Source organism: Methylococcales bacterium (assembly GCA_030949405.1).
In the GTDB taxonomy this organism is placed as follows: domain Bacteria; phylum Pseudomonadota; class Gammaproteobacteria; order Methylococcales; family Methylomonadaceae; genus WTBX01.
In genome coordinates, this window is the sequence record JAUZSN010000002.1 from 485,263 (window position 1) to 501,360 (window position 16,098).

General features: G+C 38.6%; 8 protein-coding genes. 4 read left to right on the forward strand and 4 right to left on the reverse strand.

From position 1 onward, the window contains the following. Positions 1-5: 5 nt before the first annotated feature. Positions 6-611 (reverse strand): GDSL-type esterase/lipase family protein, encoded by a 606-nt coding sequence (locus Q9M50_02605; protein ID MDQ7089518.1) that lies wholly within the window; start codon positions 609-611, stop codon positions 6-8. 23 nt (positions 612-634) lie between these two features. On the opposite strand from Q9M50_02605, the gene Q9M50_02610 reads away from it, so the two are divergent. Continuing rightward, positions 635-1,366: a pteridine reductase gene (locus Q9M50_02610; GenBank protein ID MDQ7089519.1), complete on the forward strand. Its 732-nt coding sequence runs from the start codon at positions 635-637 to the stop codon at positions 1,364-1,366. 171 nt (positions 1,367-1,537) lie between these two features. Here Q9M50_02610 and lnt read toward each other — a convergent pair whose 3' ends face one another. Then, a complete protein-coding gene (gene lnt / locus Q9M50_02615) occupies positions 1,538-3,046 on the reverse strand; it encodes an apolipoprotein N-acyltransferase (GenBank protein ID MDQ7089520.1) in 1,509 nt (502 codons plus the stop codon). 299 nt (positions 3,047-3,345) lie between these two features. On the opposite strand from lnt, the gene Q9M50_02620 reads away from it, so the two are divergent. The 3 genes from Q9M50_02620 (at position 3,346) to Q9M50_02630 (ending at position 13,373) form a co-directional block, all read left to right on the forward strand. After that, entirely contained in the window at positions 3,346-4,014 is a 669-nt protein-coding gene (locus Q9M50_02620) for a DUF4347 domain-containing protein (protein MDQ7089521.1), read from the forward strand. A 75-nt stretch (positions 4,015-4,089) separates the two neighbouring features. Beyond that, positions 4,090-7,530, forward strand: a complete 3,441-nt coding sequence (locus Q9M50_02625) for a hypothetical protein (GenBank protein ID MDQ7089522.1) — start codon at positions 4,090-4,092, stop codon at positions 7,528-7,530. Next, entirely contained in the window at positions 7,485-13,373 is a 5,889-nt protein-coding gene (locus Q9M50_02630) for an Ig-like domain-containing protein (protein MDQ7089523.1), read from the forward strand. Before Q9M50_02625 ends, Q9M50_02630 begins: the two co-directional genes overlap by 46 nt. A gap of 65 nt (positions 13,374-13,438) precedes the next feature. Here the strand turns inward: Q9M50_02630 and Q9M50_02635 are convergent, their stop codons facing one another. Further along, positions 13,439-14,272 carry a PHP domain-containing protein gene (locus Q9M50_02635; protein MDQ7089524.1) on the reverse strand — a complete coding sequence of 278 codons (834 nt, stop codon included), beginning with the start codon at positions 14,270-14,272 and terminating at the stop codon, positions 13,439-13,441. Continuing rightward, positions 14,269-15,951: an ABC transporter ATP-binding protein gene (locus tag Q9M50_02640; GenBank protein MDQ7089525.1), complete on the reverse strand. Its 1,683-nt coding sequence runs from the start codon at positions 15,949-15,951 to the stop codon at positions 14,269-14,271. Before Q9M50_02640 ends, Q9M50_02635 begins: the two co-directional genes overlap by 4 nt. Positions 15,952-16,098: the final 147 nt, after the last annotated feature.

The following is a 16,098-nucleotide window of genomic DNA, read 5'->3' on the forward strand; positions in this document are numbered from 1 at the left end:
AAAAACTATAATGCCCCATTATCCTGTAACAAGGTATAAACCGCTTCGGCCATTTTTTGATAACCCGCAGTATTTGGATGAACTCTATCAGACTTTAACGCGGCGGAACTTAAAATAGTCGGTAAAGTATCAAGATCAATAGGAATCATTTCTGATTGTGCCACCTGTTGGTAAATCTCCGCACTTTTTAGGTTTAATAAGCTAAAGCTAGGCACGCCTAGCATAACTACGTTAATCTCACGTTGCTTTGCTAATGCAATCATTTGCCTTAGATTTTCGATTGTTTTCTTACGGGGTATATTTCTTAATATATCATTACCGCCATGAATTAAAATTAACATTTGAGGTTTATATTTATCTAATAATTTAGGTAAACGTTGTAAACCCGCCTGACTAATTTCTCCTGAAATGCCTTCATTAATCACCTTACGATGGCTTAATTTCGCTAAAATAGCAGGGTAGGTCGTTTGTCTATCGGTTCCTAAGCTGTAAGTTAAACTATCACCAAAGGCAAGAATAACCGCCTCTTCCGCTAAAGGACTAAACGGAGTTTTAGCGTCATCACACGCATTTAAAAAAATAAATAATAAGCACAATATAATTTTTTTCATAACATTGATAGAGAGAGGGATACATGCAAAAAAATATTTTAATCACAGGCGCGGCTAAACGAATTGGGGCCGCCTGTGCCACCTTATTACACCGTCAAGGCTGTAATATCATCTTGCATTATAGAGAATCTGAAACTCAGGTGCGTGAACTTTGTACGCTATTAAATCAACAACGCCCTAATTCGGCTCAAATCATTCAAGCCGATTTATTAGATTTTGCCGCCTTAAAGCAACTTGCCGACCAAGCAACCGCTATTTGGGGGAAAATTGATGGGTTAGTTAATAATGCCTCTGCTTTTTATCCAACCCCATTGGCGAGTGTGACCGAAAAAACATGGGATGACTTAATGGGATGTAATTTAAAAGCCCCCTTTTTTTTATCGCAGGCGTTAATGGAAACGCTGGGAGCAAATAACGGGTGTATTATTAATATTATTGATATTCATGCCGAACGCGGGCTAAAAGACTATCCTATTTACAGTATGGCTAAATCAGGATTAGCCTCAATGACTCGAATATTAGCGAAAGAATTGGCCCCCTCCATTCGTGTTAATGGAATTTCACCAGGGGCGATTATATGGCCAGAAGACGAATTATCAGAAGCTGCCAAAGGTGACATCATGAGCCGAATTGCTTTAAAACGTGCGGGTGAACCTGATGATATTGCTAAAATGGTGGCTTTCTTCATTAATGATGCCCCATACATTACAGGGCAAATTATTAATGTTGATGGAGGGCGGACATTATTTTGTTAACGGATAGTAGAGATACAAAAGGAACTGACAAAAATGTAAATCGGAGTCCAAAACATGTTTTGGACTCCTGCACCCCATCGATTGATAAGTAATTTATTTTTCAAAATATTTTTTGTCATGTACAGAGAAAGGTTATTGACTCACAAGGTCTTAGTTTGAATGCGATTGAGGTCATTCCTTGGATAATTTTAATCGAAAGGCGACGACTAATAGACCGATAAACATAATCATAAGCACTAACAAAATAGGCGTATCACCCCCTATGGTGACATAAGGGGTTGATCCGCCCATCGGAATAATATTTTCAGTAAGGGTGCTGGTTTTAAATAAAGGGGCTTGTTTAATAATTTTACCATTGGGAGCGATAAAAGCGGTTATTCCTGTATTGGTTGACCGCGCTAAATAACGACCTGTTTCTAAAGCCCGCATTCGTGAAATTTGAGCATGTTGATGGGGTTCAAAGGAATCACCAAACCACGCATCATTGGTGACATTGACTAAATAGGCCGCCTCGGGCATTTTTGAAATCACCTCACTTGAAAAAGCATCTTCATAGCAAATTGAGGTGGCAAAAGAGTAACCTCCTGCTTTTAATAAGGCTTGATTACTTCCACCTGGTGTAAACGTCCCTAAATGAACACCAATTACATCCAAAACCCAGCCTGATAACGGTTGCAGCGGTAAATATTCCCCAAAAGGCAATAAATGATTCTTTTTATAAACACCTCGCTCAGAGCCTAAGGCTAAAACCATATTATAACTTTGCTTACGATCATCACTTTTAGCAGCGACACTCACAATTAAGTCTGTTTGATGCGCTTGTGCCTCAATGGCTAAGGGTTTGATAAACGGCTCATCAACTTGGTGTAAATACGCAGGAATAGCAGTTTCTGGCCAAATAATCACATCCGAATCCCAATGGTTATGAGTCATTTGTTGATAACTTAATAAGGTTTTAACCAGATTTTTAGGCAACCATTTTTGATCTTGGCTAATGTTACCTTGAACCAACGTTATTTTAATGGGATCGCCAATGGCATCCGTCCATTGGATATGTTTTAAACCATAGCCTGTGATTAATAAACTTGAAATAATCGCGCTTTGTAAAATTAAGCGTTGTTTAGTTACTAACATGGCACTTAATAATGAGGCGGTTCCGATAATTAGAAACCCTGTTCCATAGCCTCCAACTAAGGGAATAAAGCCTGCAAAAGCGGTATTTAATTGACTATAAGAAATTTGAAACCAGGGAAAACCATTTAATAACCAAATGCCTCGAAAGTACTCAACAAAAATCCAAATAAAAGGGATAAACCAAAAGAGTAAGCGTTTATTCGTTAGCCACGCTAGTTTGACGACACCATAAGCAATTAAAGCGGGAAACAAGGCCCAAAAAGCGGCGAATAAAAAGGCCATACTGGCAGAGGCTATGAAGCTTGCGCCTCCGTAAAAATAAATACTCACAAAAACCCAGCTAACCCCCAAACCAAATAAGCCGAGTCCATAAAGATACGCTCTAAAAGCGGCTTGTTTAGGGCTATCGGCATAATGCCATGATAAAAATAACAGGACTAATGAAATAATGGCTAAATAAGCATAATTAAAAGGGGCAAAGGCGAAAGTTAATAATAAACCTGAAAAAAAGCTTATTACATTCCAAACTCCGTTAGATAACTTCATAAAATGGATAAAATAATGAAAAAAGAGTCGCTAAAAATTTAATTTAGATCTCAACTATTATGACATATTTACCTGAATATCCAGTTAAAAGCCTAACGAACCCGTTTAAGTTGTAATTTCCCTTAGTATTTATCCTATCATATAAGCCCCTTCTTTTTATAGGCTAAAGTATAAAATAGTAAAACATGACCATCATCACACTTTTTAAAAAAATATGATCTATCTTTCATTTTTTATGTTTATTGATTTAAAATCAATACATAAATTAAACAGTATTTAGAGCATTATTGGTGATCTGTATGAAAACATTAAAATTATTATCCCTAGAACCCCGCGTTTTATTAGATGCAGCCGCTGCAACCACGGCTATTGATGTTCATGCAGATATTAATGAGCAAACAGAAGCCTTTAATGAAAGCCAATCAGATTATTCAAATTCAACCTCTGAGCCCGTTCCTTTAGGGACAGTTCCTTTAACAGAATCTCAAAATCAATGGGAATTGTTAAATACGGCGGGAGTGATGCTTAATCAAGTACAGGCACAGGAAGTAGTTGTGGTTGATACCTCGATTCAAAATTATCAATTATTGCTTGAAAGTGTTAATCCAGAATCTGAAATTATTTATATTGATCCCACACAAGATGGGATTATTCAAATGGCGGACGCGCTTCGTGGGCGTAAAGACATATCGGCTTTACATATTTTATCACATGGCTCAGAAGGGTCTTTGGCATTAGGGACTTCGTTGTTAAATGGCGAGACGATAAGCGAATATCAAGCCTTATTAGCAGAGATTGGGGAATCATTAACTGACAATGGTGATATTTTATTTTATGGTTGTAATGTTGCGGATGGAACAACAGGGGTTGCGTTTGTTAGTGAATTGGCTGAGATTACAGGTGCAGATGTCGCTGCTTCTGATGATGTAACGGGGGCTGATGATAAAGGGGGGGGGATTGGAATTTAGAATATCAACAAGGTGATATTGAGACAACGAGTTTAATAGCTGAGGCTTTTCAAAGCACATTAGCTGCTGCCCCAAATGATGTTACAAGTCTTAGTATTACCTCTACACAACCTTCGGGGGGGTTATATTGTTGGTAATTCTGTAGACGTGACTGTTGTTTTTGGAAGTAGTGTTACTGTTGACACAACTAATGGAACGCCATCACTGGAATTAGATATAGATGGCAATATAAGAACAGCAACCTACGCTAGTGGAAGTGGGACAACTAATTTAATATTTAGCTATACGGTACAAAATGGTGATAGTGATGCGAATGGAGATGGTATTGCTATTATTGCAGATAGTTTAGCACTTGATGGAGGTTCGATAGATAAAACAGCAGATGGAGCAGCCGCTATACTACCTCACCTTGCAGTGACTGATAATGCATCTCATCGAATAGATGCGGGGGTTGCCGTATTAGATGTTGTATCCCCTGTCCTTCGTTCAACATTAGGAGCGGTAGGTGCAGGCTCAACAGTAACCTTAACTTTTGATGAAATTGGAAGTGGGTTAAAAATCAATACAATTGATACTAATGATTTTGTTTTTTCAGGAATTGGGTTATCAACAGGGGCTGAAACGATTAATAGCGTATCTGTTAATCACAATGCACAAACCGTTACTTTAAATTTGAATGGGTTAATTAAACTATCAGATACAAATTTACAGGTAACCTATACTCCAGATGATGATGCTAATGATATACAAGATATTAATAGTAATAAAGTATTAGGTTTTACAGCCTCTGTCGTTAATACCATGCCTTCTTTTGATGTTAATAGTAATAGCATGGCGTTTGATACACCATCAATTTTGACTGTATCTGATACTAATAAAGCAGGAGAAAAAGTAGGTGATAAAATTTTATATAGCAATATTATTAGTATTAATGGACAAAGTATTGATGCCATAGTGACAACGACAGCATTAAATAATATAACAATTAGTAGTGCTGATTTAGCAGATGGTAACAATAGTCAGGAAACAGATCCGTTATCAACAACTCCAGAATCACTAGATGAAGCTTGGTATAAATTAAATACGAATGTTAAAACGGCTGGAGGAGATGCGACCATTACCTTTGATTTTATTAAAAGTGGTAGTTATAACGCTAGTAATATAACCGCATCAAAAGGGGTGGATGTTTTATTGGAAAATGTTCCCGTTAATTCTTATGACCTTGATATAGCAGGTCAAACAAAACTACATTATCAATACCAAGAATTTGGCGGTTTTGCCTCTTATACGGTTTCTAACAATACAAATCTTAGTCAAGCACAAAATACAGGTTTTACACGTTTTGAAACGGGGTTAAATAAAGCGATTAGTGATAGTCCTGGAACACTAGAAGGCGATAAAATTCGCATCATGGCGTTATATGAATCTATTCATTCTTTTTCATTAAAAACAGGGGCTGTTTTAGGTGGGTCATCTTATTTTTATATTGATTTTAGTAAAGGGCCTAATTGGATTGATAGTCCTCCAGTAACGGAGTCTGTGAGTGGTGTATCTTTTGATATATCAAGATCTAAAGAGTTTATTGATGAAAGTCAGGCAGAAACCTCTGTTTTCACTGTTTCTATGAGTGGGAAAGCCCTAGTTGGACAACAAACTGCAACCGTCAATTTAGATTCTAGTGGGGGGGCTACCAATATTACTGATTACGGTGATTTTTATGCTGCTGTTGATGCAGGATTAATGACAGGTGTCACTCGTTCAGGAAGTATTTTAACGTTTACCAGTGAATTTAATAATGGTGCAGGTGTTGGTAGTTTTGATTTTGATATAACCGCTATTAATGATTCTAGTTCAGAAGGTAATGAAACAGTTATTGCAACGTTAAGTAATCCATCACATTCTATTACCACCAATATAGCAACAATTGAAACGGATACTGCTACAACAACAATCACTGACGTAGGTGTTCCACCTGTGATTGATTTAGATGCTTTAACAACAGGCTCTACCAGCTATAGTAATACTTTTGATAGTACAACAGGAACACCTGTCAACGTTACCAATACGGATGCAACTGTTACCGATAGTAATGATAGTCACATGAAGACATTTACAATTGTTGCTGGAGGTAATTTAGTCGATGGTACAGATGAACGAGTTATTTTTAAGACTACGTCATCTGATATATCAGGTGATCTTGCAACTAATTTTAGTATAAGAGTAATGCCAGTGGGGAGTGGTATTGAGTTTAGAGTAAAATATACTGAATCAAATAAAACCTTTGTTATTGAAGATAATGCAAATTCTGCTAATGAATTGCTTAAAGCGGACGTTGATGCTTTGATGCGAGCCATGCAGTACGAGAATAGTAAAACCGATCCAACTGTTGGTGAGCGTACTTTTAGCTTTACGGCGAATGATGGAGGAAGTAATTCTAATACCGCGATTAGTACAATTATAATTACAGGTGTCAGCTTTGCCCTTACTTCCACACCGACTATTAGTGAAGAAAGCACTGAAACCTCTACTTTCACTTTAACCATGACAGGGTTTCCACTAGGTTCAGGTCAAACCTCGACTATTGATATTGAAGGAACAGGAACAGCAACAAATGGGGGGACTGATTACACCTCAACGATGCTTGCTGTTATTCAGGCAAAAGCAGATGCAACAACTGGCGTAAGTTTTGATGGAACTAAAACATTAACGTTTACCGATGCTTTTGTAGGTAGTACCTTTACTTATGATTTAACAGCGGTTAATGATGGTGTTGCTGATAATAATGAAACGATTATTGGTACGCTAACCAATGCAACCACGACAAGTGGAAGTGCGAGTATTGTTACGCCTGTTGCTACCACAACGATTACCGATACTGATGGGGGTGTTAGTTTTGCTCTGACCTCCACACCGACTATTAATGAAGAAAGCACTGAAACTTCTACCTTCACCCTAACCATGACAGGGTTTCCACTGAGTTCAGGTCAAACTTCGACTATTGATATTGAAGGAACAGGAACAGCAACAAATGGGGGGACTGATTACACCTCAACGATGCTTGCTGTTATTCAGGCAAAAGCAGATGCAACAACTGGCGTAAGTTTTGATGGAACTAAAACATTAACGTTTACCGATGCTTTTGTAGGTAGTACCTTTACTTATGATTTAACAGCGGTTAATGATGGTGTTGCTGATAATAATGAAACGATTATTGGTACGCTAACCAATGCAACCACGACAAGTGGAAGTGCGAGTATTGTTACGCCTGTTGCTACCACAACGATTACCGATACTGATGGGGGTGTTAGTTTTGCTCTGACCTCCACACCGACTATTAATGAAGAAAGCACTGAAACTTCTACCTTCACCCTAACCATGACAGGGTTTCCACTGAGTTCAGGTCAAACATCGGCTATTGATATTGAAGGAACAGGAACAGCAACAAATGGGGGACTGATTACACCTCAACGATGCTTGCTGTTATTCAGGCAAAAGCAGATGCAACAACTGGCGTAAGTTTTGATGGAACTAAAACATTAACGTTTACCGATGCTTTTGTAGGTAGTACCTTTACTTATGATTTAACAGCGGTTAATGATGGTGTTGCTGATAATAATGAAACGATTATTGGTACGCTAACCAATGCAACCACGACAAGTGGAAGTGCGAGTATTGTTACCCCTATTGCTACCACAACGATTACCGATACTGATGGGGGGATTGGTTTTGCCTTGACCTCCACACCGACTATTAGTGAAGAAAGCACTGAAACCTCTACTTTCACTTTAACCATGACAGGGTTTCCACTAGGTTCAGGTCAAACCTCGGCTATTGATATTGAAGGAACAGGAACAGCAACAAATGGGGGGACTGATTACACCTCAACGATGCTTGCTGTTATTCAGGCAAAAGCAGATGCAACAACTGGCGTAAGTTTTGATGGAACTAAAACATTAACGTTTACCGATGCTTTTGTAGGTAGTACCTTTACTTATGATTTAACAGCGGTTAATGATGGTGTTGCTGATAATAATGAAACGATTATTGGTACGCTAACCAATGCAACCACGACAAGTGGAAGTGCGAGTATTGTTACGCCTGTTGCTACCACAACGATTACCGATACTGATGGGGGTGTTAGTTTTGCTCTGACCTCCACACCGACTATTAATGAAGAAAGCACTGAAACTTCTACCTTCACCCTAACCATGACAGGGTTTCCACTGAGTTCAGGTCAAACTTCGACTATTGATATTGAAGGAACAGGAACAGCAACAAATGGGGGGACTGATTACACCTCAACGATGCTTGCTGTTATTCAGGCAAAAGCAGATGCAACAACTGGCGTAAGTTTTGATGGAACTAAAACATTAACGTTTACCGATGCTTTTGTAGGTAGTACCTTTACTTATGATTTAACAGCGGTTAATGATGGTGTTGCTGATAATAATGAAACGATTATTGGTACGCTAACCAATGCAACCACGACAAGTGGAAGTGCGAGTATTGTTACCCCTATTGCTACCACAACGATTACCGATACTGATGGGGGTGTTAGTTTTGCTCTGACCTCCACACCGACTATTAATGAAGAAAGCACTGAAACTTCTACCTTCACCCTAACCATGACAGGGTTTCCACTGAGTTCAGGTCAAACTTCGACTATTGATATTGAAGGAACAGGAACAGCAACAAATGGGGGGACTGATTACACCTCAACGATGCTTGCTGTTATTCAGGCAAAAGCAGATGCAACAACTGGCGTAAGTTTTGATGGAACTAAAACATTAACGTTTACCGATGCTTTTGTAGGTAGTACCTTTACTTATGATTTAACAGCGGTTAATGATGGTGTTGCTGATAATAATGAAACGATTATTGGTACGCTAACCAATGCAACCACGACAAGTGGAAGTGCGAGTATTGTTACGCCTGTTGCTACCACAACGATTACCGATACTGATGGGGGTGTTAGTTTTGCTCTGACCTCCACACCGACTATTAATGAAGAAAGCACTGAAACTTCTACCTTCACCCTAACCATGACAGGGTTTCCACTGAGTTCAGGTCAAACATCGGCTATTGATATTGAAGGAACAGGAACAGCAACAAATGGGGGGACTGATTACACCTCAACGATGCTTGCTGTTATTCAGGCAAAAGCAGATGCAACAACTGGCGTAAGTTTTGATGGAACTAAAACATTAACGTTTACCGATGCTTTTGTAGGTAGTACCTTTACTTATGATTTAACAGCGGTTAATGATGGTGTTGCTGATAATAATGAAACGATTATTGGTACGCTAACCAATGCAACCACGACAAGTGGAAGTGCGAGTATTGTTACCCCTATTGCTACCACAACGATTACCGATACTGATGGGGGGATTGGTTTTGCCTTGACCTCCACACCGACTATTAGTGAAGAAAGCACTGAAACCTCTACTTTCACTTTAACCATGACAGGGTTTCCACTAGGTTCAGGTCAAACCTCGGCTATTGATATTGAAGGAACAGGAACAGCAACAAATGGGGGGACTGATTACACCTCAACGATGCTTGCTGTTATTCAGGCAAAAGCAGATGCAACAACTGGCGTAAGTTTTGATGGAACTAAAACATTAACGTTTACCGATGCTTTTGTAGGTAGTACCTTTACTTATGATTTAACAGCGGTTAATGATGGTGTTGCTGATAATAATGAAACGATTATTGGTACGCTAACCAATGCAACCACGACAAGTGGAAGTGCGAGTATTGTTACCCCTATTGCTACCACAACGATTACCGATACTGATGGGGGTGTTAGTTTTGCTCTGACCTCCACACCGACTATTAATGAAGAAAGCACTGAAACTTCTACCTTCACCCTAACCATGACAGGGTTTCCACTGAGTTCAGGTCAAACTTCGACTATTGATATTGAAGGAACAGGAACAGCAACAAATGGGGGGACTGATTACACCTCAACGATGCTTGCTGTTATTCAGGCAAAAGCAGATGCAACAACTGGCGTAAGTTTTGATGGAACTAAAACATTAACGTTTACCGATGCTTTTGTAGGTAGTACCTTTACTTATGATTTAACAGCGGTTAATGATGGTGTTGCTGATAATAATGAAACGATTATTGGTACGCTAACCAATGCAACCACGACAAGTGGAAGTGCGAGTATTGTTACCCCTATTGCTACCACAACGATTACCGATACTGATACTCCAGAACCCGATACACCCATAACACCCACTCCTACTCCAATAGATACACAACCTAATGCTATCAAGGATATTGAAACAACTCAACAAGACCAAGCGGTTGTTACAAGTGTATTAAAAAATGATACGTTAGGCGACCAACCTACAAAAATTACCTCGGTTACACAAGGAAGTAATGGCTCAGTGGTAAAGAATAATGATGGCACGGTTACTTACACACCTGATACAGGCTTTACAGGTAATGATTTTTATACTTACACCATTACCGATAAGGATGGCGATACCAGTACAGCAACAGTATTGATTACCATTATTCCATTACCCCATGCGATTGATGATAAAACATCAACAGAAAAAAACATCCCTGTTATTTCAAACGTATTAACAAATGATAACTTAGGGGGTGAACCCACTAAAATTACCTCAGTGACCCAAGGAACTCATGGCTCGGTTGTTAATAATAATGATGGAACGATTACCTATACGCCTAATTCGGGTTTTATAGGTGTTGATAATTATATGTACACCTTAACGGATAAAAATGGTAATACAACCACTGCAACCGTTACCATTGAGGTCAATGGCTTACCTGATGCGATAGATGATAATGTCACCACTCCATTTAATACAGCAATTAAGACGGCGGTATTAAATAATGATAATTTAGGGAATAAGCAGGCAACGATTACGGCGATTACCCAAGCAAGTAATGGGACGGTCACTAATAATTTGGATGGAACGATTACTTATTTACCAAATTTGGGATTCACGGGTATTGATAGTTATACTTATACCTTCACCGATAGTGATGGCAATAGTGAGACAGCAACGGTAAAAATCGTTGTCGGTAATCAGATTAATGATATTCCTCTTGCTCAAGATGATTCGGTGACCACGCTTCAAGATAATTTAATCACCATTGATGTGCTTAATAATGACCAGTTTGGTAATGATAATGCGGGCATAACAGATATAATTATTCCCAATGCAAATAATGGTCTAACCCAGCCGACTAATGGAACACTTATTTTGAATAATGGGGGGGATAATGATCCCACAAACGATACCATTACCTATATTCCTAATTCAGGATTTGTAGGCGTTGATACGTTTCAATATACCCTTACCGATAGTAATGGAGACACCAGTACCGCAATTGTTAAGGTTACCGTGAATAGTCTGACGAATGATATTCCTCTTGCTCAAAATGATGTGGTGACAACACTTAAAAATGATGCAATTACCTTTAGTGTTCTCAATGATAATGGCAATGGTGTAGATAATTTTGGCAATGATGGATCGGGAGTGACGGGTATTATTATCCCTAATAATAGCAATGGATTAACTCAGCCTAATCACGGTCGTATTGTTCTAAACAATGGCGGAGATAATGACCCGACTAATGACACGATTACTTATATTCCTAATCAAGGTTTTGTGGGGACAGATAGTTTTCAATATACTATTACTGATAGTAATGGGGATACGAGTACGGCAACGGTTACGGTTATTGTTACGGGACGTGTTAATAATGTTCCCGTGGCTCAAAATGATTCAGTGATTACCCGTCAAGATAATTTAATTAATATTGATGTACTTAATAATGATAAGTTTGGTGGCGATCAAGCGGGAATAGTCGGACTTATTATTCCGAATAATAATAGAACAGCAAATGGTTTTGTGTTCCTCAATGACCAAGGCGATAGGGATCCAACGAATGATTATTTAACCTATATCCCTGATAGAGGCTTTGTAGGCTCAGATAGTTTTCAATATACAATAACCGATCGTAATGGTGATACCAGTACCGCGATAGTTCAAGTTAATATCTTACCTAATAGTCTATTAATACCGACAGAAGACATTGTTTTTCTATTACAAAATTCTAATAGTTTGGGCCAACAATATACGCCTTTAGTCGAAGGGAATCACTCTGTTCCTGAAGAGGTTGGTTATCAACCTTTAAAAGTCATGCCTTATGTTTATGAAGTCACCACGGCTTATGAAATTACGTATCATATCTTGTCGTTACCCGAAATAAACCCTGTGGGGATGGAGGGGCAATTAAAAGATCAATTCGTGACCGATGGCACTAAAACGTATGATGCGGGGTCAAAATTTACCCACTCCGATAATGAAAAGTTAAATTATGAGGCGGCTCTTTCTGATGGAAAGCCCTTACCTGATTTTGTTACTTTTGATGTTGATTCAGGGCAGTTTTTATTTAATGCAGAGGATGCAAAAGCAGCCAGCGTTCCAAGTGTTTTAATTCGATTAATTGCATCGGATAAACATAATAATCAAGCATCGAGTATTTTTCAGGTTCGATTTGATGTTGAAAGCTCAGAAGCCGATGCCACGCGTAAAACACGTGGAGGGAATAACTCAGATATTGATACAAGCGATTCGTATGACGGACGTGATTATAACCCTAATAAAATTAAACCCTTACGTTTAACAGGGGCACTGGAAAGCTTATTTTTAATGGAAGGCGAATATGAGTATAAAATACCTAAAAGTGCCTTTAAACATGTAGATCCCAACGAAAAATTAGCCTATTTATCGACATTAGGTGATGGGACTGCGTTACCTGATTTTGTTTCTTTTGATCCTGATTCAAAACTTTTTCTCTTTGATGCCGATGCCGCTCATGAAGCGGGGACTCTAAAAATTGCAATCAAAGTTATCGTAGAAGATAGTAAAAACAATGTGGTCACGACAACATTTGAAGTGAGTTTTTATATTGATGAAGAAGCGTTAAACAAAGCAAAACGTGAAGCACAGCAGCAACAAGATGATGCTAATGATGCCGTCGTTGAAGAGTCTTCTGAGACGTTATCGGATGTTAACGAAAATGAAGCTGAACCCACATCCCCCGAAGCGGAAGAAGACAATCAAACTAATGAGGAAGAGCCAAATGACGATGAAAATGCCGTTTTACTTGAAAATGATTTTTCAAATTTAGCGTTATTATTAGGTGGAACATTTAATATTGAAGCGGACGCGTTAACAGAATCGGCTGATGATAAAGCAAAACATAGTCTAAATGAACAAGTTAAACAAGCAGGATTTTTTGGTTATCAACAAGATAAAGGGCAGTTATTAGCGGATTTAGAATCTGTTTTTAACAAGGCCACGGGTTAATTAAATAGGAGGAATAAAGAGCGATTAGCCTAAAGGGGAATGGCTCTTTATTATCTATAGAGGGGTTAAGGATTAAAATATTCCCAAATAGGTTGAATGCCTTCGGGTAATTGAGAGAATCGACCTAACTCCACCCATTTATTTTTAGGCGTATGAAAATCTGACCCCACAGAGCCTGCGAGTTCGAATTTTTTAGCATAGTTATAACTTAATTGAATTTCATCTTTTGAACTACGCCCTGTTATCACTTCAATACCGTCACCGCCTATTTCTTTAAATTCAGCCAATAATCGACGCATCCAAGTTGCCGTCATTTTATAACGTAAAGGATGGGCAATAACCGCAACGCCGCCTGCTGCTTTAATCCAGTGAATAGCCTCTTCGAGTTCAACCCAAATGGTTGCAACATACGCAGGCTTACCTTCGCCAATATAACGATCAAAGGCTTCTTGGCCTCGGCTGACATAATTTTCTTTCAGTAAAAAATCGGCAAAATGGCTGCGGGTAATCATGCCTCCATTAGCCGCTTTTACAACCGCTTCATACGCCCCTGTGATCCTTTTTTTTTCTAATTTTAATCCAATCGCTTTAGCACGTTTTTCACGAATCATTTGCTGGTTTTTAATGCCTTCGACTAATCGAGTTGAATGAGGATTAATATTTAAGCCAACAATATGGAGACAACGCTTATGCCATGTGGTTGATAATTCGATACCGGGCATTAGGTTGATACCCATAGATTTTGCCACTGCCATCGCTTCCTCTATTCCTGAAACCGTATCGTGATCGGTTAAGGCGAGTGTGGTGACGGCTTGTGCTTTTGCACGGATGATTAGTTCGGTGGGAGATAAGGCTCCGTCTGAAGCCGTTGAATGGCTGTGTAAATCGTATTTAGTCATGATTGATATTCACCATAAAGTTTTGCATAGAGACCTTTTTGTTGAATTAACGTTTCATGTTGACCTTGTTCACAAATACGGCCTTCTTCAAAGACATAAACATGGTCGGCTTGTTTAACCGCACTTAAACGATGCGCGATAATAATAGTCGTTCGGTCTTTTAAAAAGCTATTCATCGCTAAATGTAGATTGTACTCGGTTTCAGAGTCTAATGCGGAGGTGGCTTCATCTAAAATAACCACACTGGGATTAGCAATAATCATGCGTGCAATGGCTAACCGTTGTCGTTGGCCTCCTGATAATTTCATGCCTTGTTTACCGACTAAGGTATCTAATCCTAACTCAAGTTGGCTAATCGTGGTTTTTAATTGGGCAATCTCTAAGGCTTGCCAAAGTTGCTCATCAGACACAGGACGACCTAAGGTTAAATTACTGCGGACACTGTCATTAAAAATAGCGGGGTGTTGTAATACCGTTGCGACATGTTCACGAACAATTTTTAAGCCGATTTTATCTAAGGGAACGTCATTAAAATAAATCATACCTGAGTTAGGCGGGTATAAACCAATTAAGGTTTGGACTAAGGTTGATTTTCCTCCGCCACTGGCTCCCACTAACGCAACTTTATCCCCTTGTTTAATATGTAAGTTAATACCTTTTAAAATAGGGTTTTTTTTATAACTAAAATGTAAATCTTTTAAGGTGACAGAGACTGTTTTTTGTTTCTTAAATGGGTTTTTCAGCGTAGGATAATCAGGTTCGGCTTCTAAACTATTAAATTCATTAATTCGATTTAAAGCCGCTTTCGCACTATAAAAAGCATATTGAATATTTAAAATTTCTTGAACGGGTGCCATCATGTGCCATAGATAGGCAAAAACAGCCAGCATTTCACCAATGCTTAAGTCCGAATAAATAACCATTAACATGGCCGTTGCTCGGAAAATATCAAAACCAAATAAAAAGATTAAAAAACTTAAACGAGCAACTGCATCGCTTTTCCACGTAAAGGCACTGGCACTGATTTTAACTTTTTTAGCGGATTCAATTAATTGTTGACAATAATAGTGTTCTCGGTTGCTTGCGCGAATTTGATGAATAGCCTCTAAAGTTTCGGTTAACGATTGCTGAAAAACACCGTAGGCAGAATTTTCTTTTGATTTAAGCTCTTTGACATGGGAACCAATAATTCGCGTAAAATAAATAACAAAGGGATTAAAGCATAAAATGAATAGTCCTAGTTGCCAGTGCATCCATAAGAGGACAAACCCTGTTCCTAGTACGGTTAATAAGGCTACTAATAACTTACTTACCGTCGAACTTATAAACTGATCCAAGGTGTCAACATCAGTGACCATGTGGGTAATCACAGTTCCTGTGCCTAAATTTTCATATTCAGACATGGATATGGATTGTAAGCGTTGAATCAAGTTGGTACGAATTTTAAAAATAATATCTTTAGAAATAACCGCAAACTGACGGCCTTGAATGATGTTTAAACTGATTGAAGTTAGACGTAAAAATAAGCTAATGATAATAATAATGCTGATGTAAACAAACGGCTGTTGCCAGTCTGCAGGAAGAACAATATTAAGATTAGTCAGTATAAAACTGGGCTGATTGAGGAGAACCTCATCAACTAATAAGGGCATTAATAACGGGATGGGAACGCTCACCATGACCGCAAAAATAGCAATAATATGCGAGCTGATAAGTTGTTTTTTATGGTCTAATGCTACACGAAAAATGTAACGCCATGAGAACTGCAAGGGTGGGTTCACTGAGCTTATCACTAACGTTGACTTAAAGTTTAGAATGAAGGCGTT

Excerpts from the sequence above, each read along its gene's own strand:
- lnt (MDQ7089520.1), bottom strand. The coding sequence starts at position 3,046 with ATGAAGTTATCTAACGGAGTTTGGAATGTAATAAGCTTTTTTTCAGGT.
- Q9M50_02640 (MDQ7089525.1), bottom strand. The coding sequence starts at position 15,951 with ATGGTGAGCGTTCCCATCCCGTTATTAATGCCCTTATTAGTTGATGAG.
- Q9M50_02610 (MDQ7089519.1), top strand. The coding sequence starts at position 635 with ATGCAAAAAAATATTTTAATCACAGGCGCGGCTAAACGAATTGGGGCC.
- Q9M50_02625 (MDQ7089522.1), top strand. The coding sequence starts at position 4,090 with ATGATGTTACAAGTCTTAGTATTACCTCTACACAACCTTCGGGGGGGT.
- Q9M50_02630 (MDQ7089523.1), top strand. The coding sequence starts at position 7,485 with ATGCTTGCTGTTATTCAGGCAAAAGCAGATGCAACAACTGGCGTAAGT.
- Q9M50_02635 (MDQ7089524.1), bottom strand. The coding sequence starts at position 14,272 with ATGACTAAATACGATTTACACAGCCATTCAACGGCTTCAGACGGAGCC.
- Q9M50_02605 (MDQ7089518.1), bottom strand. The coding sequence starts at position 611 with ATGAAAAAAATTATATTGTGCTTATTATTTATTTTTTTAAATGCGTGT.
- Q9M50_02620 (MDQ7089521.1), top strand. The coding sequence starts at position 3,346 with ATGAAAACATTAAAATTATTATCCCTAGAACCCCGCGTTTTATTAGAT.